The sequence below is a fragment of the Arenimonas caeni genome (genome assembly GCF_003024235.1).
Classification (GTDB): Bacteria; Pseudomonadota; Gammaproteobacteria; order Xanthomonadales; family Xanthomonadaceae; genus Arenimonas; species Arenimonas caeni.
Genome location: NZ_KZ679087.1, coordinates 103770 through 124317, shown reverse-complemented (window position 1 = coordinate 124317; position 20548 = coordinate 103770). Strand labels below are relative to the sequence as shown.

The window sequence follows — 20548 nt, the reverse complement described above, 5'->3', positions numbered from 1 at the left end:
CACCGAGCACGCCCCCGCATGACCGAGCCCGCCCGCCCCGCCTTCCACGGCTTCGAACAGATCCCGCTGCGCGAGTACGCCGAGCGCGCCTACCTGGATTACTCGATGTACGTGGTGCTGGACCGCGCCCTGCCCTTCCTGGGCGACGGCCTCAAGCCCGTGCAGCGGCGCATCATCTACGCCATGAGCGAGCTGGGCCTGGGCGCCACCGCCAAGCCCAAGAAGAGCGCACGCACCGTCGGCGACGTGATCGGCAAGTTCCACCCGCACGGCGACAGCGCCTGCTACGAGGCGCTGGTGCTGATGGCCCAGCCGTTTTCGTACCGCTACCCGCTGATCGAGGGCCAGGGCAACTTCGGCTCCACCGACGACCCCAAGTCGTTCGCTGCCATGCGCTACACCGAGTCCAAGCTCACGCCCATCGCCGAGGTGCTGCTGGGCGAGCTGGGCCAGGGCACGGTGGACTGGGTGCCGAACTTCGACGGCACCCTGCAGGAGCCGAGCTGGCTGCCGGCGCGCCTGCCGCACCTGCTGCTCAACGGCACCACCGGCATCGCCGTGGGCATGGCCACCGACATCCCGCCGCACAACCTCAACGAGGTGGTGAGCGCGGCCGTGCGCCTGCTCGACGACCCCGACGCGACCGTGCGCGACCTGTGCGAGCACGTGCGCGGCCCGGACTACCCGACCGGCGCCGAGATCATCACCGCGCCCGACGACCTGCGCGCCATCTACGAAACCGGCAACGGCAGCGTGCGCGCCCGCGCCACCTGGGCCCGCGAAGGCGCGAACATCGTCATCACCAACCTGCCCTACCAGGTCTCGCCCTCGAAGATCATGGAGCAGGTGGCGCAGCAGATGCGCGCCAAGAAGCTGCCCTGGCTCGAGGACCTGCGCGACGAGTCCGACCACGAGAACCCGGTGCGCCTGGTGCTGGTGCCGCGCAGCAACCGCGTGGACTTCGAGGGCCTGATGGGCCACCTGTTCGCCACCACGGACCTCGAGAAGAGCTTCCGGGTGAACTTCAACATCATCGGCCTCGACGGCCGGCCGCAGGTGAAGAACCTGCGCGAGTTCCTGGCCGAGTGGCTGCTGTTCCGCACCGACACCGTGGCGCGGCGCCTGAAGCACCGCCTGGACAAGGTCGAGCGCCGCCTGCACCTGCTCGAGGGCCTGCTGGTGGCCTTCCTCAACCTCGACGAGGTGATCCGCATCATCCGCACCGAGGACGAGCCCAAGCCGGTGCTGATGGCGCGCTTCGGGCTGAGCGAGGAGCAGGCCGACTACATCCTCGACACCAAGCTCAAGCAGCTGGCGCGCCTGGAGGAAATGAAGATCCGCGGCGAGCAGGACGAGCTGGCGAAGGAGCGCGAGAAGATCGTCGCCACGCTCGGCAGCAAGGCCAAGCTCAAGAAGCAGGTGAAGGACGAGCTGCTGGCCGACGCGAAGAAGTTCGGCGACGAGCGCCGCTCGCCGCTGGTGCAGCGCGAGGCCGCCCAGGCCATCAGCGAAACCGAGCTGGTGCCGAGCGAGCCGGTGACGGTGGTGCTGTCGAAGAAGGGTTGGGTGCGCGCCGCCAAGGGCCACGACGTGGACGCCGCCGCGCTGAGCTACCGCGACGGCGACGGCCTGCTGCAGGCCGTGCGCGGCCGCACCACCCAGCAGGTGGCCTTCCTCGACTCCACCGGCCGCAGCTATTCCACGCTGGCGCACACCCTGCCCAGCGCCCGCGGCAACGGCGAGCCGCTGAGCGGCCGCTTCAGCCCGCCCTCGGGCGCCGGCTTCGTGTCCCTGGCCGCCGGCGAGAACGACGCCCGCTTCGTGCTGGCCTCCTCGCACGGCTACGGCTTCGTCACCCGCTTCGAGAACTTCACCGGCCGCAACAAGGCCGGCAAGGCCCTGCTCAACCCGGGCGACGGCGAGGTGCTGGCGCCGGTGCCGGTGGCCGACGTGGCCACCGACTGGGTCGTCACCATCACCAGCGCCGGCCACCTGCTGGCCTTCCCGCTCGCCGAACTGCCGGAGCTGGACAAGGGCAAGGGCAACAAGCTCATCCAGATCCCGCCGGCAAAACTCAAGGCCGGCCAGGAAAAGGTGGTGGCCATCGCCAGCGTTCGCCAGGGTGGCGAGCTGACCATCCACAGCGGCAAGCAGAAGCTCGTGCTCGGCTGGCGTGACCTGCAGGCCTACGAGGGCAGCCGCGCCAGCCGCGGCAACCTGCTGCCGCGTGGTTTCACCAAGGTTGATCGCGTGGAGACGAATGCGTGAGCACCCTGCCCCCCTGCCCCGCCTGCGGCTCGGAATTCACCTACGAAGACGGCCTGATGCTAGTCTGCCCCGAATGCGCCCACGAGTGGTCGCCGGGCGAGGCCACCGAAACCGCCGAGGAAACCCGGGTGGTGCGCGATGCCAACGGCAACCCGCTCGCCGACGGCGACACCGTCATCGTGGTCAAGGACCTGAAGATCAAGGGCTCGTCCTCCGTGGTGAAGGTGGGCACCAAGGTGCGCAACATCCGCATCGTCGACGGCGACCACGACATCGACTGCCGCATCGACGGCATCGGCGCGATGAAGCTGAAGTCGGAGTTCGTGAAGAAAGACGCGGGCTGAGAAATAGTCTCAGGCCCGACAGCCCGGATAACACCGGGCCGCAACTCCAGGCTATTTCCGCTTATGCGGCACTATCCGGCCAATTGAATCGCCCCGGCTTTCCCGGAGGCTCCAAACCTTGAGAGGATGGGTTGGCCGGGGAAATCCATTCCAGGCTGAACACAGAGCCTGAGCGCCACGCAACCTACACGCGTGAATACTTGGGTTGGGGCGTGTTCGCGCTCATGCCACGATTCAAGCCAAAGAAGGCCTGACACCTCTTTCAAGTCGACGCCGCGTGGCGGCGTGACGCAAACCTGGCACCAGGCATCGCAGCAGCCTTCATCGATTCAAAGGGGATACCGAAACGCCATGAACAAGCCCAGCGCCGTCGCCATCCCTGCCGCGCTGCTTGCGATCTTCCTGCACGCGGACGAGGCCGCCCAAGGGACACCAGGAATCACGGACTACAGGACCGAAGGAAACCTCGAGTCCACCACCGAGCTGGCGTGCATTCCTTTAGTGGAAGCAAAGAACACACATACCCCGGCCGACCTGTACAGGGCAGTTGCAGACTGCGTGGAGACCGGGAACTTCGCAGATGGCGTGCTGCTTTTCGCCCTCGCCGGCGTCTATGGTCGCTTTGATACTCTGCGTGTCTTGGACAAGACCGCGCATCAAGCACTTCCTGCCCTGCAAATGGAGAATCTCTGGCCCATAGCCGAGGAGAAGTACGACCAGTTCCGTACGGAAGCAGGGCGCATGCTCCAGGACGAGAAGGCCTTCGCGGCAGTCTGTGCGGAGATACGCAAGCTGGGACCGCCCAATTACTACCCTCGCTACATGGTCCAACATGGCATAGGCGCCTTCCTGTCTGGCCCCGGTTCCGGCGACGGCCTTGTTCCAGGCTTTGATGAGGCGTCCGGCTGGGACGAGTCGCTGGACAATTATTTGCATTGCCCTCAGGCACCTGGCGCAGGTGGCTGACGACCCCCTCAAGCCGGAGTCGCTTCGCGGCGCGGCCAGACTCAGCCGAAAACCAGCCACTTGAAGAGCATGCACACAATCCGATGGCTCCTTGTCCTCCCGGCCGCAGTCGCCGCCTGGTCCCTGGTCGCGTTTGCCTCGCTGGCCGCCCACGCCGTCGTGGGCTCGCGGCTCTGCCCGCCCGCGGACATGGTGTCGGGGATGTGCGGGAACCCCACCATCAGGGTCGCCCTCGAGGTCCTGACGCATACCGGGGTTGCCCTTTCAGCGCTCGTGGTCCTTGTGGTTGCGGTATCGGTCGCACCGTCCCGGAAGTTGAATGTATTGTGGCTGTTCCTGGTCGTCGGGCTCGGAATCGCCGGTGCGCTCAGCCATGTGATCGGCGCCTGGTCGCTGTGGTGGGCGGCGCTCGGCGGGGCCATCGCCGGATCCTTGTTGGTCGGCCGGGTGCTGCGTCGGCCGTCGGCCTGAGACGCTCAACCCCTGGGAGAGAACAATGCACCGAACCGTCCGACTCATACTCGCCGGAGTCGCGGGCTATATCGCAGGCAGCGTCGTGAACATGGCGCTGGTCCAGCTCAGCGGCATCGTCATCCCACCGCCGGCCGGCGCCGACACTACTTCGGTCGAGGGGCTCAGGGCCTCGCTGCACCTTTTCGAGCCCCGGCACTTCCTGTTCCCGTTCCTGGCGCACAGCCTCGGCACGCTGGCGGGGGCCGCGCTGGCCACGCTGCTTGCCCCGCTGCGCAGCCCAGGGCCGGCGTGGGCGGTTGGCATCCTGTTCCTGGCCGGCGGCATCGCCACCGCCTTCATGCTTCCGGCACCCGCGTGGTTCATCGCCCTGGACCTGCTGCTGGCCTACCTGCCCGCGGCCTGGCTCGGGCACCGGCTGCTTGCCCGCAAGGCCTGAAGCCAGACCGCGCGTCGTGGCATGCTTTCCCCGCCCCCGACCGCCCAGGACGCCGTGATGCCACTGACCTTCCGACCACTCACCGCGCTCCTGGCCCTCAGCCTCGCCACCGCCTGCGCCAGCACGCCCGCCACGCTCGACGAATCCAACTCGGCCGAGCTGGCCTTTGCCGATCCGGGCTCGCCGGGCGGCCTGCCGGGCCGGTTCACCGCGCTCGACGGCAGGCACATCGCGGGGTTGCCGGCCGTCATCCGAGTGCCGGCGGGCAAGCACACCATCGAGTACAACTGCCCCGACACCATCACCATGGATACCTATCCCACGGTGAAGTCCAACTTCGAGGCGGGCCGCAGTTACGTACTTGAATGCACCTCCGGCGGGTCCGGCCGCATCGTCGAACGCTGAGAGAAATCCGCCCACGTAGCCACCGAGGAGCGCGCCATGGCCGACCCCAAGCAGGCACTCGGAACCCAGTTGCGCAACATCCAGGCCCGCACCGGCAAATCGCTGGACGAACTGGTGGCGCTGGTCAAAGGCAGCGGACTGGTCAAACACGGCGAAATCGTGGCCATGCTCAAGGCCGACCTGGGCCTCGGGCACGGTGATGCCAATACCCTGGCCCACGTGGCCAAACAGGCCGGCAGCGCGCCGGCCGCAGACGAGGGCGACCCGCTCGACGCGCTCTACGCCGGGCCGAAGGCCGCCCTGCGCCCGATCCACGAGGCGCTTCTCAAGCACATGGGCAAACTGGGCGCGTTCGAAGCCGCGCCGAAACAGAAATACATCAGCTACCGGCGCAAGAAGCAGTTCGCCATGATCGGCCCGCCTGCCAACAGCCGCGTCGAGCTGGGCCTGAACATCAAGTTGCTACCCGATTCCCCGCGCCTTGAGAAGCTGCCCGCCGGGCAGATGTGCAACTACCGCGTAAAACTCACCGACGCCGCCCAGGTCGATGCCGAGCTGGCCGGTTGGATCAAGCTCGCCTACGAGGCCGCCGGCTGAAATCAATCCTGGTGGCTCCCATCCAAATGGCCGGCCGCATCATCGAGTGGAACATGGTCGAACCACCGCGCAAGCGAACGAAGACACCCCGCGCCGCCATCGGCCTGGCCGCGCTGGCCACGGCGGGCGCGCTGGTGCAGGTGGGCCTGCTGCCCGCCATGCTCGGGCTGGCCTGGCTGGTCGCCAGCGCCGTCGCCTACCTCATGTACTGGGCCGACAAGGCGGCGGCCGGACGCGGCGCCCGCCGCATCCCCGAGAACACCCTGCACCTGGCCGGCCTGCTCGGCGGCTGGCCCGGCGCCCTGCTCGCCCAGCAGCAGTTCCGGCACAAGACCATCAAGCAGCCCTTCCAGGTGGTCTTCTGGCTGACCGTGGTCGCCAACCTGGGGCTCTTCGCCTGGCTGGCGCACTCGGGCATGGCTGCGGCGCTGACCGGATGATGCGCCGGCCCGGGCTCACCGCGCTGGTCCTGTTTGCAGCCCCTGCCGCGTTGGCCTGCTCGGTGCTGCACGGGTCCAGGCAGCGCACCACATCCCGCAACCCACGGAGCCCACCATGAGCCAGACCCTCGTCCTCGTCGCCTACCGGGCCCAGCCCGGCCAGGTGGAGACCGCCCGCAGCGAGATCACCGCCTTGGTGCAGGCCGTGCTGGCCGCCGAGCCGGAATGCGGCGGCATCCAGATCGTGCAGGACACCGCCGACCCGAGCCTGTTCACCCTGCTCGAGCGCTGGCCGAGCGCGGAAGTCTTCCTGGGGCCGCACATGCAGCAGCCGCACATCCAGGCCTTCATCCGGAAGGCCGGCGCTTTCCTGGCCGGTCCGCCGGACATCAGTTTCTGGCGGCAGTCGCCGGCACCAATGCCGGGCTAAACTCCCGGCTTCTCGGTTTACCGCCCAACGGAACCCAACATGCTCCGAAGCTTCCGCCTGCTCAGCCTGATTGAAGGCCTGTCCCTGCTCGTGCTGCTGTTCGTGGCCATGCCGGCCAAGTACCAGTTCGGCCATGACTTCGTCTGGCCCGTGGGCATGACCCATGGCGTGCTCTGGCTGGCCTACGTGCTGGCGTCGCTGGTCGTCAGCCACCTGCGCAAGTGGTCGGTGGGCGCCTGGCTGCTGGCGCTGCTGAGCTCGGTCGTTCCCTTCGGCTTCGTGCTGCTCGACCGGCGTCTGAAGCGGGAAATCGCCCAGGCCTGAGGCGCCCCACCCTTTGACACTGGCGCCGGGCCGGCCTTCGTCGGAGACTGCCCGGCATCCACCGACGGAGGCCTCGCCATGAAGACCCTGCTCGTCGCCGTGCTCTGGTGCCTGCTGTTCGTGCTGGCCTGGCCGCTGGCGCTGCTGGTGCTGGTGCTCTGGCCGGTGCTGTGGCTGCTCAGCCTGCCCTTCCGCGCGCTGGGCATCGCGGTCGATGTGGTGTTCGCGCTGCTCAAGGCCGTGCTGTTCCTGCCCGCCCGCCTGCTCGGCCATCGCCCGGCCGTCGCATGACCAGTCACGCGGGGCCGGAGGACGTCCTCGGCTTCTGGTTCGAACAGACGCCCCCGGAACGCTGGTGGAAAGTTGATCCGGCCTTCGATGCGCTCATCCGCGATCGCTTCGGTGGCCTGCTGCGGCGGGCGGCGGCCTGCGAACTCCACGGCTGGCGCGCCAGCCCCCGCGGCCGGCTGGCCGAGGTGATCGCGCTCGACCAGTTCCCGCGCAACATCCACCGCGGCACGCCGGCGGCCTTCGCCTGCGACCCGCTGGCCCTGGGCCTGGCGCAGGAAGCCGTGGCCGGCGGCGCACTGGCCGCGCTCACGCCGGTCGAGCGCAGTTTCCTGCTGCTGCCCTACATGCACAGCGAGTCGCGCCTCATCCACGAGATCGCGGAGGCGCTCTACCGCGAGCACGCCCCGCCCGAAAACCTCGACTTCGAGCTGCGCCACAAGGCCATCGTCGACCGCTTCGGCCGCTACCCGCACCGCAACGCCATCCTCGGCCGCGAATCCACGGCCGAGGAGATCGGGTTCCTCAATCAACCCGGCTCGAGTTTCTGACGAACGAATGGACAGTGACCTGAAGGACACCCTGCAGCAGGCCCTCGAACCAATGCTGGTCCAGCAGCGCCTGCGGGCCGAGCTCGTGCTGCCCGGCGACAGCTACTGGTTCCACCGCCCGCAGCGCGACTTCCCGCCGCGGGCCATCCGCGACCCGGACGACTACCAGGGCGGGCCGCATCTGTCCCTAGCCATCACCCAGACCTCGCTGAGCGCCGGCGAGCAGCGCAAGCTGGTGCAGCGCTGGTGCGCCTTGCTGCCGGGACTGCCCGGGGTGAAGGTGCTGTGGTTCCAGAGCAAGGTGACCCAGGAGATGTTCGAAGCCGCCTGCGCCATGCCGGGTCTCGAGGGCCTGTACATCAAGTGGAGCGGCATCACCTCGCTGGCCCCGCTCGCCGGCCACCCGTCGCTGGCGCACCTGCACATCGGCAGCGCGCCCTCGGCCACCGGGCTCGGGGCGCTGGGCCGGATGCCGGCGCTGGTGGATTTGGAGATCCACAACGTCCGCGAGGCCGCCGACCTGGCTTTCCTGGCCGGCATGGAGAACCTGCAGGCCCTGGGAATCGCCGGCGATTCCAATTCGATCAAGCCGCTCAGGCTGCCGACGCTGGCACCGTTGGCGGCGCTGCAATCGATCGAAAAACTCAGCCTGACCACGGTGCGGGTCGAGGACGGCTCGCTGGCGCCGCTGGCGGCGCTGCCGAAGCTTCGCTGGCTGGACTTGTGCAATGCGTTCCCGATGGAGGAAGTCGCGCGCCTGGCCGGGCGCCGCCCGGACATCGAGTGTGGCTCGTTCGCTCCCACCAGTGGCCCGGTGGCTTCGCTTTCCTGCAAACGCTGCCGGCAGTACACGCAGCACATGCTTACCGGCAAGGGCAAACCCTGGCTGTGCGCGCACTGCGACGCCGACCGGCTGGGCCGGCACGTGGCCGAGTTCGAGGCAATCCGCGCGGCGGCCGCCGGCTGAATCCCCAGTCAACCCCGGCGGGGCCTCGCTTGACGGCACCGGGCGGCCGTCGGATTGTTCCGGGAACGATCCCGCCGAGCCTGCCAACATGATCCTGCCGCTGACCCTGGCCCTCGCCGTCGTTTCTCCCGTCCCCGCCGTCCAGCCCGAGCGCGTGTTCCTGCGCGCCGGCGGCGGCGACGTGCCGGTCACCTGCCGCATCGCCCGCGGCGCCCGCGAGCGTTAAGCGCATATCGAGATCGGCGCGACGCCCTGAGCCGCCGCATGCACGCCGGCCACCGCCCGCCCCGAGGGGTCGGCGGCGGCGGCGAAAGCCGCGTCCCAGGCGATCGCCGCCGGTGACGAACACGCGATCGACCTGCCGGCCGGCACCGTGCGCGCGCAAGCCTCGCCGGGGAAGTGGCGCTCGAACAGCTCGCGGTACCAGTACGCCTCTTTCGTCGCCGGCGGGTTCACCGGGAAACGCAGCGGCGCTTCGGCCAGCATCGTGTCGCTGATGCGTGCCTCGGCGGAGGCCTTGAGCCCGTCGATCCAGCCGTAACCGACTCCGTCGCTGAACTGCTCCTTCTGCCGCCACAGGATGTCGTCGGGCAAGGCGCCGGCGAAGGCTTCGCGCAGCAGCGCCTTCTCGATGCGCCCGTTTCCACAGCGCTTGGCCTCGGCATCGAGCGACATCGCGAGAGCGAGGAATTCGAGGTCCAGGAAAGGCACCCGCGCCTCCACGCCCCAGGCCATCATGGCCTTGTTGGCGCGAAGGCAGTCGAACTGGTGCAGGGCATCGAGCTTGCGCACGCACTCGGCGTGGAACTCGCGTGCGTCCGGCGCCTTGTGGAAGTACAGGTAGCCGCCGAAGATCTCGTCGCTGCCCTCGCCGCTGAGCACCATCTTCACGCCCATGGCCTTGATGCGCCGCGCCAGCAGGAACATCGGCGTGGAGGCGCGCACGGTGGTGACGTCGAAACTTTCGATGTGGCGGATCACCTCCGGCAGCGCGTCCAGGCCTTCCTCGAGCGTGTAGGTGAATCCGTGGTGCACGGTGCCGAGTGCCGCGGCGGCGGTCTGCGCGGCGGCCAGGTCGGGTGAACCCGGCAGGCCGATGGCGAAGCTGTGCAGGCGCGGCCACCAGGCCTCGCTGCGGTCGCCGTCCTCGATGCGCTGGCGCGCGAACTTCGCCGCGCAGGCCGCCACCAGCGAAGAATCCAGGCCGCCGCTGAGCAGCACGCCGTAGGGCACGTCGGTCATCAGCTGGCGGTGCACGGCCTGCTCGAAGGCTTCGCGCAGCTCGCCCGGGGCGGCCAGCCTGCCCTGCGTGGCCGCGTAATCGCGCCAGCCGGGCTCGAAGTAACGCACCAGTTCCCCGCTGGCGCTGTCATAGACGTGGCCGGGCGGGAAGATCGCCACGTCGCTGCACAGCCGCGCCAGCGCCTTCATCTCCGACGCCACCCACAGCCGGCCGGCACCGTCGTGGCCCCAGTACAGCGGGCACACGCCCAGCGGGTCGCGCGCCACCACCAGCCGCTTCGCGTCCTCGTCCCACAGCGCGAAGGCGAAGATGCCGTTGAGTTTCGCCACTGCGCCCGGGCCTTCCTGCCGGTAAAGCGCGTTGATGACCTCGCAGTCCGAACCGCTGGTGAACTCCCAGGGTGCGGCAAGCGAGCCGGCCAGCTCGCGGTGGTTGTAGATCTCGCCGTTCACCGCCAGCGCCAGCCGGCCGTCGGCGGATCGCAGCGGCTGGGCGCCGCCGGCCGGATCCACGATGGCCAGGCGCTCGTGCACCACCAGGCAGGCCGGCGCTTCGAACACGCCGGACCAGTCCGGGCCACGGTGGCGCTGCAGGGCCGAAAGCGACAGCGCCAGCGGCCGCAGCGGGCGGACGTCGGCATCGGGGCGGGCGTCGTGGACGCCGAGGATGGAACACATGGGCAGGTCTCCTGGGTTTTCGATCGCGCAAAAGGAAACGGCCCGCATCTTTGGGATGCGGGCCGTTCGGGACTGGGGCAGTTTTTTCTTGTAGCGCGCCTAGTCGTCGACCCGCGGTGGGGGACGATTGTTGTTGTTGGCGTTGTTCACGACGATCGCGCGCATGGGCCGATAGTAGGCCCGGGCCGGAGAACTTGGCAAGCCCCCGTGGCGGTGGCGCGCCGCTTCGGCCATCCTTGGCGGGGTTTGCACCCACCCGGAGCCGCTGCATGCGCAAGGCCGTTCGTTTCACCGTCCGCCTGTTGGCCGCCCTCGTCATCCTCGCCGTGCTGGCGCTGTTCGCGGGCCTGTGGGCCATTCGGGCCAGCCTGCCGGCGGTCGAGGGCGAACTGGCGCTCGAGGGTCTTTCGGCGCCGGTGATGGTCAGCCGCGACGAGCGCGGCATCGCCACCATTCAGGCGGCCAACGAGGCCGACGCGGCTCGCGCGCTGGGCTTCGTGCACGCGCAGGAGCGCTACTTCGAGATGGACCTGCTGCGCCGCTCGGCCGCCGGCGAGCTGTCGGCGCTGTTCGGGCCGGTGGCCATCGAGCGCGACAAGGAGATCCGCGTGCACCGCCTGCGCGCGCGCCTGGCCGAACACCTGGGCAGTTCCGTCGATGGCCACCTCGCCGCGCTCGAGGCCTATCGCGACGGCGTCAACGACGGCCTGCTGGCGCTCGGCGCACGCCCCTGGCCCTACCTGCTGCTGCGCGCCCGGCCCGAGCCCTGGACGCTCGAAGACTCGATGCTGGCTGGCTACGCCATGTTCTTCGACCTGCAGGACGAGTCGAACTCGCGCGAGCTGGCACTGTGGCGCATCCGCGAGGCGCTGCCGCCGGCGCTGTACGACCTGGTCGCCGTGGACGGCAGCGAGTGGGACGCGCCGCTGCAGGGCGAGCCGCGCGGCAACGCCGTGTTGCCCGGCGCCGACGAGGTCGACCTGCGCCGGCTGCCGGTGCCGGAGGAGAACGGCGACTATGCCGTGTCCGAGCCCGCCGCACCGGGCAGCAACAACTTCGCCGTCGCCGGCAGCCGCACCGCCGACGGCCGCGCCATCGTCGCCAACGACATGCACCTGGGCCTGCGCGCCCCGAACATCTGGTTCCGCGCCCGCCTGCGCTACCCGGACGCGCGCGCCCCCGGCGGCCAGGTCGACGTCTCCGGCTTCACCCTGCCCGGCATCCCCGCGGTCATCGTCGGCAGCAACGGCCACGTGGCCTGGGGCTTCACCAACAGCTACGGCGACTGGCTCGACTTCTACCGCGTCGAGTTCACCGACGCCGACCGGCTCAGGTACCGCGTGCCCGAGGGCGAGGCGGCGCTGCGCGTGGACAGCGAGTGGATCGCGGTCAAGGGCGCCGAGCCGGTGGAGCTGAAGGTGCGCGAGACGCGCTGGGGCCCGGTCACCGTCGAACTCGACGACGGCAGCGCCCTGGCCCTGCGCTGGACCGCGCAGCTGCCCGGCGCGCTCAACTTCGGCCTGGGCGACATGGCCCGCGCCGGCAGCCTGGACGAAGGCCTGGCCGTCGCCGACCAGGCCGGCATCCCGGCCCAAAACCTGATAATCGGCGATCGCCACGGCCGCATCGCCTGGCGCCTGACCGGCCAGGTGCCGGAGCGCGCCGGCGACTGCACGCCGCAGGTGCCGCTGCGCATCGAACAGGCCTGCCGCTGGGTCGGCTGGCTGGCGCCCACCGAGAACCCCAGCGTGGTCGACCCGGCCGACGGCGTGCTGTGGACGGCCAACGCCCGCGTGGTCGACGGCGCGGCGCTGGCCCTGGTCGGCGATGCCGGCTACGCCAACGGCGCCCGCGCGCGCCAGATCCGCGATTTCCTGCGCGAGAAGCCGCAGTTCACCGAGGGTGACCTGCTGGCGCTGCAGCTCGACGACCGCGCGATCTTCCTCCGGCGCTGGCACGCGCTGCTGCAGGAAGAAGCCGCGCGCAATCCCAGCAGCGACCTGCGCGCGCTCGCCGAGGCCAGCGCGACCTGGACCGGCCGGGCCAGCGTCGATGCCGTGGACTACCGCATCGTGCGCGCCTGGCGCCTGGCCGTCATCGAACGCATCAGCAACGGCCTGCTGGCCCCGGCCCAGGCTGCGCTCGGCGAGGACTTCGTGATGCCCGACCTGCCCCAGGCCGAGTCCTATGCCTGGCCGCTGCTGCAGCAGCGCCCCGTGCACCTGCTGCCGCGCAAGTTCGGCAGCTGGGAGGCGCTGCTGGCCGACGCCGCGCGCGACATCCGCGCCCGGCTCGGCGAAGCCGGCCCGCTGGCCGAGCGCACCTGGGGCGAACGCAACACCGCCGCCATCTGCCACCCGCTGGCCGGCGCGCTGGGGCCGGTCGGTTCGCTGCTGTGCATGCCGGCCGAGCCGCTGCGCGGCGACGGCAACATGCCGCTGGTGCAGGGCCCGGGCTTCGGCGCCAGCGAGCGCATGGTGGTTTCGCCCGGCCGCGAGGCCGAGGGCTACGCGCACATGCCCGGCGGCCAGAGCGGCCACCCGATGTCGCCGTTCTGGGGCGCCGGCCACGGCGACTGGGTGCGCGGCGAGCCCTCGCCCTTCCTGCCCGGCGAGGCCCACCACCAACTGCGGCTCGTGCCGGAAATGTGAGCTGGTTCACATTTCCGGTTAAGGAACCTGACAGGCGTCACGTTTTGCGCCATAAACGAGGCGCTGCACGGTGCGCTCCGCCGGTGCAGGGACGGAGAGATCGCCGTCAGGGGGAGCGATCTACCGCACCGAACTTCTTTCGGCGAGGTAGGTTGGAATGGAAATGATGGTCACCCTCCTGGCGCAGGCGCGCCAGATGATGCTGCAACGCCAGGCCAAGGCCGTCGCCAAGGCCATCCGGGCGATGGACCCCAGCCAGCGCAAAGCCACCGCGGACCAGACCCTGGCCGAGATCCAGGCCGCCGCCGTGCTGCCCCAGCCGCACTGGCACGGCTGCAGCGAACCGATGATGTACCGGCCCTGGAGCCCGGTCGCCGGCACCGCCGCCCGGCGCTGCAACGACCGCTCGATCCAGCTGCGCCTGCGCAGCACCGCGCTGTGGCTGGCCGTGGTCTACCACGAGACCCGGCAGACGCCGCATGCGGGCCTGCAGGGCGTGCATCGCCAGGTGCTGGGCCTGCTGCGCGAACTGCGCGAGTCGTCCAAGTCCACGCCGGCCGCCGAGGCGGCCTGGTTCAAGGCCGCGGCCTGACGAACACCGGGGAGGAGTGCGGAGGGTTCAGGAGAGCAGCAGTCGCTCGGCAATGGCTCGGTAAAGCGCGGGGAGGCGCTCGAGCTCAGCCAGTGCGACGCGTTCATTGACCTTGTGGATGCTGGAGTTGATGGGCCCCAGCTCCACCACCTCGGCGCCGAGAGGCGCGATGAAGCGGGCGTCCGAGGTGCCGCCGCCGGTGTTTTCCTCCGGCACGAGACCCAGTTGTTCCCTGATGACCTCGCGCGCCGCCGCGCGCAGGCGGCCTTCGCCGGTCAGGAAGGGTTCGCCGCCACGGTGCCAGAGCAGGTCGTACTCCAGGCCATGGCGGGCCAGCACGGCCTCGACCTCGGCTTCGAGCTGCGCGGCCTGCCAGCCGGGGTTGAAGCGGAAGTTGAACACCACCTCGCAGTGGCCCGGGATGACGTTGTTGGCGCCGGTGCCCGCGTGGATGTTCGAGACCTGGAAGCTCGAGGGCGGGAATTCCGGGTAGCCCTCGTCCCAGGCCCGCGCGCACAGCTCGGCCAGCGCCGGCATCGCCTGGTGGATCGGGTTGCGCGCCTTTTCCGGGTAGGCCACGTGGCCCTGGATGCCCTTCACCCTGAGCACGCCCGAGAGCGTGCCGCGGCGTCCGACCCGCAGCAGGTCGCCCAGCGCTTCCTTCGACGAGGGCTCGCCGGTGATGCAGTAGTGGATCGGCCGGCCTTCGGCCTTGAAGCGATCGGCCACCTTGCGCACGCCGTCGATGGCGTCGCCCTCCTCGTCCGAGGTCAGCAGGATGGCCAGCGTGCCCGGATGATCCGGATGCGCGGCCACGAACTGTTCGGCGGCCACGACGAAGGCGGCCACGCTGCCCTTCATGTCGGCGGCGCCGCGGCCGTAGAGGTGGCCGTCGCGCTCGGTGGGCTCGAAGGGATCGCTGTCCCAGGCCTCGCGCGGGCCGGGCGGCACCACGTCGGTGTGGCCCAGCAGGCAAAGCACTTCGCCGCCCTCGCCGTGCGTGGCCCAGAGGTTGCGCACGGCGCCGTGGTCGAACCACTCGACGCGGAAGCCGGCCCGGGCCAGCCGCGCCGCCACCAGGTCCTGGCAGCCGGCGTCGTCGGGCGTCACCGAGGGCCGGGCGATCAGCGCGCGCGCCAGGGCCAGCACCTCGCTCACTTGCCCACCCCGAAGCGCTGCTTGAAGCCGTTGTCGGTGAAGCCCACCGACACCGCGCCATCGGCGGTGACCACCACCGGGCGCTTGACCAGCGCCGGGTGCTCGCGCAGCAGCAGGGTCCACTCCGGGCCGGACGCCGGCGACTTGCGCGCCTCCGGCAGCTGGCGCCAGGTGGTGGAGGCCTTGTTCACCAGCTTCTCCCAGCCGCCCAGCTGCGCCGCCCAGGCCTTGAGCGTTTCCGGCGGCACGCGGTTGGCGCGGTAGTCCACGAAGGCGTGCTCCACCTCGAAGCGCTTGAGCCAGTTGCGCGCCTTGCGGCAGGTGTCGCAGTTGTCGAGGCCGTAGAGCGTGGTCATTCCACGGCACCCCGCAGCAGTTCGTTCACCGAGGTCTTGGCGCGCGTCTTGGCGTCCACCTGCTTGACGATGACCGCGCACGACAGCGAGTACTTGCCGTCGGCCGACGGCAGCGAGCCGGGCACCACCACCGAGCCGGCCGGCACGCGGCCCTGCAGGATCTCGCCGGTCATGCGGTTGTAGATGCGGGTGGACTGGCCCAGGAACACGCCCATGCCGATCACGCTGCCCTTCTCGACGATGACGCCCTCGACGACCTCCGAACGGGCGCCGATGAAGCAGTCGTCCTCGATGATGGTCGGGCTGGCCTGCAGCGGCTCGAGCACGCCGCCGATGCCGGCGCCGCCGCTGATGTGGCAGTGCTTGCCCACCTGCGCGCAGCTGCCGATGGTGGCCCAGGTGTCGACCATGGTGCCGGCGCCGACGTAGGCGCCGATGTTGATGAAGCTGGGCATCAGCACCACGTCCTTGCCGATGTGCGCGCCGGTGCGCACGATCGCGCCGGGCACGATGCGCGCGCCGAGCTTCTGGAAGTCGGCCTCGTCGTAGTTGTCGAAGCGCAGGCGCACCTTGTCCCAGTACGCGGCCGGGAAGCCTTCCATCTGCTGCATGTCGTTGACGCGGAAATACAGCAGCACGGCCTTCTTGAGCCACTCGTTGACCTCCCAGCGCTTGCCGTGCGGCGCCGCGACGCGGGCCTTGCCCGACTCGAGCAGGTCGATCGCCTCCTCCACCGCCGGGCGGGTGGAGCCCTCGATCTCGGCGGCGGTCAGGCTGGCGCGGCGCTCGAAGGCGTCTTCGATGATCGCCTGCAACTGCTCAATGTTCGGCTTCTTTCTTGCCATCTCGGCTCTCTCCATCCACGCCGGCCACGATGGCGGCGCGCAGTTCGTCCAACAGGGCCTGGTCGGCGACGGGCTGGTCACGCTCGTCGGTGAGCAGGAAGAAATCCTCCACCTTCTCGCCGAAGGTGGCGATGCGGGCGTCGTGCACGCGCAGGTGGAAGCGGCGCAGCACCTGGGCCACGCCGGCCAGCAGCCCGGGCTGGTCGGTGCAGACCAGGCTCATGCGGGTGCGGCGGCCGTCGGCCGAGGCGTCGAAATCCACCCGCGCCGGCACCCGGAAATGGCGCAGCTGCCGCGGCGCGGCGCGGCGCGGCGGCCGGACCTTCCCGGGATCGCGCAGCGCGTTGCGCAGCGCCGACTCCACCGCCGCCGGCTCGGGCGCGCGGCCCAGCGGGGCGATCAGCTGGAAGTTGTCGAGCGCGAAGCCATCGCTGGAATTGAGCACCCGTGCCTCGAGCACGTTCAGGCCCAGGCGGTCGAAGGTGGCCACCAGCGCTGCGAACAGGCCGTCGCGGTCGGGCGTGCGCACGAACACCTCCAGCCCGCCGTCGTGCAGGTGCGGGCGCGCCAGCACCAGCGTGTCGGCGCCGCCCGAGGCGGCGATGCCCTGGGTCTGCCAGGCGATCTGCTCGGGCCGGTAGCGCAGGAAGCCCACGTCCGGGTAGGCCGCCCAGATCCGCTCCACGTCCTCCTGCGCCAGGCCTTCGCCGAGCAGGCGCTCGAGCGCCGCGGCGCGGGTCTCGGCCATGATCTCGGTGGCGTGCACCGGGTTCTCCAGGCCGCGCCGCAGCGCGAAGCGGGTGGCCGAGTACAGGTCGGCCAGCAGCCGGTCCTTCCAGGCGTTCCAGAGCTTGGGGCTGGTGCCGGCGATGTCGGCGCAGGTCAGCAGGTAGAGGTAGTCCAGGTGTTCGCGGTCGGCCACCTTGTTGGCGAAGCGCGCCACCACGTCCGGATCGGAGATGTCCTGGCGCTGGGCCGTCACCGACATCAGCAGGTGCTGTTCGACCAGCCAGGCCAGCAGGTCGGCGTCGGCCCCGGGCAGCGCGTGCGCCCCGGCGAACTCGCGCGCGTCCACCGCGCCCAGTTCGCTGTGGTCGCCGCCGCGGCCCTTGGCGATGTCGTGGAACAGGCCGGCCAGCAGCAGCAGGTGCGGCTTGCGCAGGCGCGGCCAGACTTCGTGGGCGATGCCGAAGCGCTCGTCGGCCTTGCGCGCGAAGCCGTCGATGTGGGCCAGCACGGTGAGCGTGTGCTGGTCGACGGTGTAGACGTGGAACAGGTCGTACTGCATGCGCCCGGCCACCTTGCCGAAGGCCGGCAGGTAGCGCGCCAGCACGCCCAGGCGCGCCATGCGGGTGAGCGCCGCCACCGCCTGCGGCGACTGCATCAGGACCATGAAGCGCTGGCGCAGCCCCTCGGGCTGCTCCGGATAGGGCCGGATCGCCCCCAGCGACTCGCCCAGTGCCCGCGCCGTTTCCGAATGCAGGCCGCGGGCGCCGGGCTGGACGTCCCAGGCCTCGAACAGGGCCAGCACCGCGTCGAAGCCGCGGCCCAGCCGCGCCGGCTCGGCCATGGCCAGGTAGCCGTGGCGCAGCTCGAAGCCGTCGCCCAGCGGCTGCGGCGGCTCCTGCCCCGACAGCTGTTCCTCGAAGCGCTGCAGCAGCCGGTCGTTGATGCGCATCACCGTGGCCGCGCTGCGGAAGAAGCCCTGCATCATCTGCTCGACGGCGAGGTTGTCGCGGCGCTCGTCCTTCAGGCCCAGCATCGCGGCCAGGTTCTTCTGGTAGTCGAAGCCCAGCCGCTCCTCGCGCCGGTTGGCCAGCAGGTGCAGGCCGAAGCGCAGCCGCGCCAGCACCCGCCATTCGCGCTCGAGGCTGGCGCACTCGTCCTCGCCCAGCAGGCCCAGCGGCACCAGGGCGCGCAGGCCGGGCACGCCGTACAGGCGCATGCCCATCCAGGTGACGGTCTGCAGGTCGCGCAGCCCGCCCGGACCCTCCTTGATGCTCGGTTCGAGGTTGTGGGCGGTGTCGTGGAAGCGGGCGTGGCGGGCGCGCTGTTCCTCGCGCTTGGCGGCGAAGTAGTCCTTCGGCGGCCACAGGGCCTCGGGCGACAGCGCCGCGGCCAGGCGCGCCACCGCGCCCTCGTCGCCGGCCAGCACGCGGCACTCCATCAGCGCGGTGAGCACCGTGATGTCCTCGCGGGCGGCCTCGACGCACTGGCCGGTCGAGCGCACGGCCTGGCTGGTGGCCAGGCCGGCATCCCAGAGCATCGAGAAGAAGCGGCCGATGTCGGCCTGGCGCGCCTGCTGCACCTCCGGCCCGGCCAGCACCAGCAGGTCGATGTCGGACTGCGGGTAGAGCTCGCCGCGGCCGTAACCGCCGGTGGCCAGCAGGTCGATGCCTTCGGGTTCGCCCAGGCAGCGCGCCCAGGCCGAGCGGACGATGTCGTCGGCCACCGCGCACCAGCGCGACGCCAGGCGGTCGGCCACCTCGCCGGCCTCGAAGCGCTGCCGCAGCAAGGCACGGCCCGACACCAGGCCGGCCTTGGCGACCTCGCGCCAGGCGGCCTCGTCGGTGGCGGCGGCCAGGGCCGCCGGCAGGTCGGCTTGGGGGGTGTCGGGGGCGGCGCTCACGGGCCGGCCCCGGTCACAGGTCGTTGTCGTCGCCGGGCAGCCGGGTGAGGATCTCGACGCCGTCGTCGGTCACCGCCACCGTGTGCTCCCACTGCGCCGACAGCGACTTGTCGCGGGTGACCACGGTCCAGCCGTCGCCCAGCAGCTTGGTCTGGCGGCTGCCGGCGTTGATCATCGGCTCGATCGTGAAGGTCATGCCCTTCTTGAGCACCACGCCCGTGCCCGGCTGGCCGTAATGCAGCACCTGCGGGTCTTCGTGGTAGATCTTGCCGATGCCGTGGCCGCAGTACTCGCGCACCACCGAGAAGCGCTCGGACTCGGCGTACTGCTGGATGGCGTGGCCGATGTCGCCCAGCGTGGCGCCCGGGCGCACGGCACGGATGCCGCGGAACATGGCCTCGCGGGTCACGTCGACCAGGCGCCGGGCCAGCACGTTGGGCTCGCCCACGAGGTACATCCGGCTGGTGTCGCCGTGCCAGCCGTCCTTGATGACGGTGACGTCGATGTTGATGATGTCGCCATCCTTGAGGACCTTCGCTTCGCTCGGGATGCCGTGGCAGATGACGTTGTTGACCGAGGTGCAGACCGTCGCCGGGAAACCCTTGTAGCCGACGTTGGCCGGGATGGCGCCCTGGACGTTGACGATGTGGTCGTGGCAGATGCGGTCGAGCTCGGCGGTGGTGACGCCGGGCTTCACGTGCGGGGCCACCACCTGCAGCACTTCGGCGGCCAGGCGGCCGGCCACGCGCATGCGCTCGATGTCTTCGGGACTCTTGAGGCTGATATGCATGGCCGGATTATCCAACAGTTGCGGCCACTTGGGCCAGCCGGCTATAATCCCGCAGCTCGGAAAACCGGCTTGCCGGCCCTCCGACCGCCCACGCCGGGCGTCACCGGCGAATTCACACGCCAGGCAATCCCCCGCCCCGGGGTGCCCCGGAACCACGGTCAGACCATGGTTTCGAGGTTCGAGGCGGCGGCCTGGCGGAGGCCCAACCCCGGAGCTTCGATGCCGCCAGAGCGCGGCCGGCTCCCGTTCGCAAAGGAAACACCATGTCCCAGGTCACCATGCGCCAGATGCTGGAAGCCGGCGTTCACTTCGGCCACCAGACCCGCTACTGGAACCCCAAGATGGGCCCGTACATCTTCGGCGCCCGCGGCAAGATCCACATCATCAACCTGGAAAAGACCCTGCCGCTGTTCCAGGACGCCATGAACTTCATCTCGGGCATCGCCCAGAAGCGCGGCACCATCCTGTTCGTCGGCACCAAGCGTTCGGCCCGCGAAGCCATCAAGGAAGAGGCCGTGCGCTGCGGCATGCCGTACATGAGCATGCGCTGGCTGGGCGGCACCCTGACCAACTACGCCACCGTCAAGAAGTCGGTTGCCCGCCTGAAGGAGCTCGAGGCCGCCGAGACCGACGGCACCTTCGAGAAGCTGGTCAAGCACGAAGTGCTGGGCCTGCGCCGCGAGCGTGACAAGCTGGAAGCCTCGCTGGGCGGCATCAAGGACATGGGCCGCCTGCCGGACGCCCTGTTCGTGATCGACATCGGCCACGAGAACATCGCCGTGCAGGAAGCCAAGAAGCTCGGCATCCCGGTGATCGCCGTGGTCGACACCAACTACGACCCGAACCTGGTCGACTACGCCATCCCGGGCAACGACGACGCCATCCGCGCCGTGCAGCTGTACGTGCGCGCCGCCGCCGACGCCGTGCTCGAGGGCAAGGCCGCCTCGCCGCAGGCCCACGTGGCCGCCGACGACTTCGTCGAGCTCGACGCCGAGGGCAACCCGGTCGCCAAGGAAGAGAAGAAGGCCGCCCCGCGCGCCCGCGCGCCGCGCGCCCCCCGCGCCGCCAAGTAAGCGCGGCTGCCCGCCGCGGCGCCTCCCGGCGCCGCGGCACCTGT

General features: G+C 70.2%; 23 protein-coding genes. 17 read left to right on the top strand and 6 right to left on the bottom strand.

What is annotated here, in order from left to right; genetic code table 11:
- Positions 1 to 18 precede the first annotated feature (18 nt).
- From parC to C6N40_RS14000, 14 genes are all read left to right on the top strand, one after another.
- Positions 19 to 2268, top strand: a complete 2250-nt coding sequence (gene parC / locus C6N40_RS06070) for a DNA topoisomerase IV subunit A (protein ID WP_106990116.1) — start codon at positions 19 to 21, stop codon at positions 2266 to 2268.
- Positions 2265 to 2612, top strand: a complete 348-nt coding sequence (locus C6N40_RS06065; protein ID WP_106990115.1) for a zinc ribbon domain-containing protein YjdM — start codon at positions 2265 to 2267, stop codon at positions 2610 to 2612. The genes parC and C6N40_RS06065 overlap by 4 nt, the downstream gene beginning before the upstream one ends.
- A 351-nt stretch (positions 2613 to 2963) precedes the next feature.
- Complete coding sequence (locus C6N40_RS06055) at positions 2964 to 3578, top strand: hypothetical protein (protein WP_106990114.1); 615 nt, start codon at positions 2964 to 2966, stop codon at positions 3576 to 3578.
- A 60-nt stretch (positions 3579 to 3638) separates the two neighbouring features.
- Complete coding sequence (locus tag C6N40_RS06050; RefSeq protein WP_162782101.1) at positions 3639 to 4049, top strand: hypothetical protein; 411 nt, start codon at positions 3639 to 3641, stop codon at positions 4047 to 4049.
- Between the two features lie 91 nt (positions 4050 to 4140).
- Positions 4141 to 4488, top strand: a complete 348-nt coding sequence (locus C6N40_RS06045) for a hypothetical protein (RefSeq protein WP_205208556.1) — start codon at positions 4141 to 4143, stop codon at positions 4486 to 4488.
- Positions 4489 to 4545: 57 nt separating this feature from the next.
- On the top strand, positions 4546 to 4893 hold the full coding sequence (locus tag C6N40_RS06040; protein WP_106990111.1) for a hypothetical protein: 348 nt from the start codon (positions 4546 to 4548) through the stop codon (positions 4891 to 4893).
- Between the two features lie 36 nt (positions 4894 to 4929).
- A complete protein-coding gene (locus C6N40_RS06035; RefSeq protein ID WP_106990110.1) occupies positions 4930 to 5490 on the top strand; it encodes a DUF4287 domain-containing protein in 561 nt (186 codons plus the stop codon).
- 11 nt (positions 5491 to 5501) lie between these two features.
- Complete coding sequence (locus C6N40_RS06030; RefSeq protein WP_240183458.1) at positions 5502 to 5930, top strand: DUF1294 domain-containing protein; 429 nt, start codon at positions 5502 to 5504, stop codon at positions 5928 to 5930.
- A gap of 115 nt (positions 5931 to 6045) precedes the next feature.
- Positions 6046 to 6360 carry a putative quinol monooxygenase gene (locus C6N40_RS06025; RefSeq protein WP_106990108.1) on the top strand — a complete coding sequence of 105 codons (315 nt, stop codon included), beginning with the start codon at positions 6046 to 6048 and terminating at the stop codon, positions 6358 to 6360.
- Between the two features lie 39 nt (positions 6361 to 6399).
- Complete coding sequence (locus C6N40_RS06020) at positions 6400 to 6684, top strand: DUF3817 domain-containing protein (protein WP_106990107.1); 285 nt, start codon at positions 6400 to 6402, stop codon at positions 6682 to 6684.
- Between the two features lie 78 nt (positions 6685 to 6762).
- On the top strand, positions 6763 to 6975 hold the full coding sequence (locus C6N40_RS06015) for a hypothetical protein (protein ID WP_106990106.1): 213 nt from the start codon (positions 6763 to 6765) through the stop codon (positions 6973 to 6975).
- Positions 6972 to 7523 (top strand): DUF924 family protein, encoded by a 552-nt coding sequence (locus C6N40_RS06010; protein ID WP_106990105.1) that lies wholly within the window; start codon positions 6972 to 6974, stop codon positions 7521 to 7523. Before C6N40_RS06015 ends, C6N40_RS06010 begins: the two co-directional genes overlap by 4 nt.
- Positions 7524 to 7530: 7 nt before the next feature.
- The gene (locus C6N40_RS06005) at positions 7531 to 8490 is read left to right on the top strand and encodes a leucine-rich repeat domain-containing protein (RefSeq protein WP_106990104.1); all 960 of its coding nucleotides are present in this window, start codon (positions 7531 to 7533) and stop codon (positions 8488 to 8490) included.
- An 88-nt stretch (positions 8491 to 8578) separates the two neighbouring features.
- On the top strand, positions 8579 to 8716 hold the full coding sequence (locus C6N40_RS14000) for a hypothetical protein (protein ID WP_162782100.1): 138 nt from the start codon (positions 8579 to 8581) through the stop codon (positions 8714 to 8716).
- On the opposite strand, the gene asnB is transcribed toward C6N40_RS14000, so the two are convergent.
- On the bottom strand, positions 8713 to 10410 hold the full coding sequence (gene asnB / locus C6N40_RS06000) for an asparagine synthase B (protein ID WP_106990103.1): 1698 nt from the start codon (positions 10408 to 10410) through the stop codon (positions 8713 to 8715). The genes C6N40_RS14000 and asnB overlap by 4 nt on opposite strands.
- Before the next feature lie 269 nt (positions 10411 to 10679).
- Between asnB and C6N40_RS05995 the strand changes: the two genes are divergently transcribed.
- Positions 10680 to 13061 (top strand): penicillin acylase family protein, encoded by a 2382-nt coding sequence (locus C6N40_RS05995; RefSeq protein ID WP_106990102.1) that lies wholly within the window; start codon positions 10680 to 10682, stop codon positions 13059 to 13061.
- A gap of 163 nt (positions 13062 to 13224) precedes the next feature.
- Positions 13225 to 13653 (top strand): hypothetical protein, encoded by a 429-nt coding sequence (locus tag C6N40_RS05990; RefSeq protein ID WP_162782099.1) that lies wholly within the window; start codon positions 13225 to 13227, stop codon positions 13651 to 13653.
- A 27-nt stretch (positions 13654 to 13680) separates the two neighbouring features.
- On the opposite strand, the gene dapE is transcribed toward C6N40_RS05990, so the two are convergent.
- From dapE to map, 5 genes are read right to left on the bottom strand one after another with little or no spacing between them, the layout of a single operon-like run.
- Entirely contained in the window at positions 13681 to 14811 is a 1131-nt protein-coding gene (dapE, locus tag C6N40_RS05985; RefSeq protein WP_106990100.1) for a succinyl-diaminopimelate desuccinylase, read from the bottom strand.
- Complete coding sequence (locus C6N40_RS05980) at positions 14808 to 15167, bottom strand: arsenate reductase (RefSeq protein ID WP_106990099.1); 360 nt, start codon at positions 15165 to 15167, stop codon at positions 14808 to 14810. Before C6N40_RS05980 ends, dapE begins: the two co-directional genes overlap by 4 nt.
- Positions 15164 to 16012 carry a 2,3,4,5-tetrahydropyridine-2,6-dicarboxylate N-succinyltransferase gene (gene dapD / locus C6N40_RS05975; RefSeq protein WP_320344244.1) on the bottom strand — a complete coding sequence of 283 codons (849 nt, stop codon included), beginning with the start codon at positions 16010 to 16012 and terminating at the stop codon, positions 15164 to 15166. The genes C6N40_RS05980 and dapD overlap by 4 nt, the downstream gene beginning before the upstream one ends.
- Complete coding sequence (gene glnD / locus C6N40_RS05970; protein WP_106990230.1) at positions 15987 to 18608, bottom strand: [protein-PII] uridylyltransferase; 2622 nt, start codon at positions 18606 to 18608, stop codon at positions 15987 to 15989. Before glnD ends, dapD begins: the two co-directional genes overlap by 26 nt.
- 46 nt (positions 18609 to 18654) lie before the next feature.
- Positions 18655 to 19431 (bottom strand): type I methionyl aminopeptidase, encoded by a 777-nt coding sequence (gene map / locus C6N40_RS05965; RefSeq protein ID WP_106990097.1) that lies wholly within the window; start codon positions 19429 to 19431, stop codon positions 18655 to 18657.
- Between the two features lie 263 nt (positions 19432 to 19694).
- On the opposite strand from map, the gene rpsB reads away from it, so the two are divergent.
- Complete coding sequence (gene rpsB / locus C6N40_RS05960; RefSeq protein ID WP_106990096.1) at positions 19695 to 20504, top strand: 30S ribosomal protein S2; 810 nt, start codon at positions 19695 to 19697, stop codon at positions 20502 to 20504.
- Positions 20505 to 20548: the final 44 nt, after the last annotated feature.

What these genes read in the sequence shown, in the direction of transcription:
- parC (WP_106990116.1), top strand. Translation starts at nt 19, where the DNA reads ATGACCGAGCCCGCCCGCCCCGCCTTCCACGGCTTCGAACAGATCCCG.
- C6N40_RS06055 (WP_106990114.1), top strand. Translation starts at nt 2,964, where the DNA reads ATGAACAAGCCCAGCGCCGTCGCCATCCCTGCCGCGCTGCTTGCGATC.
- C6N40_RS06045 (WP_205208556.1), top strand. Translation starts at nt 4,141, where the DNA reads ATGGCGCTGGTCCAGCTCAGCGGCATCGTCATCCCACCGCCGGCCGGC.
- C6N40_RS06040 (WP_106990111.1), top strand. Translation starts at nt 4,546, where the DNA reads ATGCCACTGACCTTCCGACCACTCACCGCGCTCCTGGCCCTCAGCCTC.
- C6N40_RS06035 (WP_106990110.1), top strand. Translation starts at nt 4,930, where the DNA reads ATGGCCGACCCCAAGCAGGCACTCGGAACCCAGTTGCGCAACATCCAG.
- C6N40_RS06025 (WP_106990108.1), top strand. Translation starts at nt 6,046, where the DNA reads ATGAGCCAGACCCTCGTCCTCGTCGCCTACCGGGCCCAGCCCGGCCAG.
- C6N40_RS06020 (WP_106990107.1), top strand. Translation starts at nt 6,400, where the DNA reads ATGCTCCGAAGCTTCCGCCTGCTCAGCCTGATTGAAGGCCTGTCCCTG.
- C6N40_RS06015 (WP_106990106.1), top strand. Translation starts at nt 6,763, where the DNA reads ATGAAGACCCTGCTCGTCGCCGTGCTCTGGTGCCTGCTGTTCGTGCTG.
- C6N40_RS06010 (WP_106990105.1), top strand. Translation starts at nt 6,972, where the DNA reads ATGACCAGTCACGCGGGGCCGGAGGACGTCCTCGGCTTCTGGTTCGAA.
- C6N40_RS06005 (WP_106990104.1), top strand. Translation starts at nt 7,531, where the DNA reads ATGGACAGTGACCTGAAGGACACCCTGCAGCAGGCCCTCGAACCAATG.
- C6N40_RS14000 (WP_162782100.1), top strand. Translation starts at nt 8,579, where the DNA reads ATGATCCTGCCGCTGACCCTGGCCCTCGCCGTCGTTTCTCCCGTCCCC.
- asnB (WP_106990103.1), bottom strand. Translation starts at nt 10,410, where the DNA reads ATGTGTTCCATCCTCGGCGTCCACGACGCCCGCCCCGATGCCGACGTC.
- C6N40_RS05995 (WP_106990102.1), top strand. Translation starts at nt 10,680, where the DNA reads ATGCGCAAGGCCGTTCGTTTCACCGTCCGCCTGTTGGCCGCCCTCGTC.
- C6N40_RS05990 (WP_162782099.1), top strand. Translation starts at nt 13,225, where the DNA reads ATGATGGTCACCCTCCTGGCGCAGGCGCGCCAGATGATGCTGCAACGC.
- C6N40_RS05980 (WP_106990099.1), bottom strand. Translation starts at nt 15,167, where the DNA reads ATGACCACGCTCTACGGCCTCGACAACTGCGACACCTGCCGCAAGGCG.
- dapD (WP_320344244.1), bottom strand. Translation starts at nt 16,012, where the DNA reads ATGGCAAGAAAGAAGCCGAACATTGAGCAGTTGCAGGCGATCATCGAA.
- map (WP_106990097.1), bottom strand. Translation starts at nt 19,431, where the DNA reads ATGCATATCAGCCTCAAGAGTCCCGAAGACATCGAGCGCATGCGCGTG.
- rpsB (WP_106990096.1), top strand. Translation starts at nt 19,695, where the DNA reads ATGTCCCAGGTCACCATGCGCCAGATGCTGGAAGCCGGCGTTCACTTC.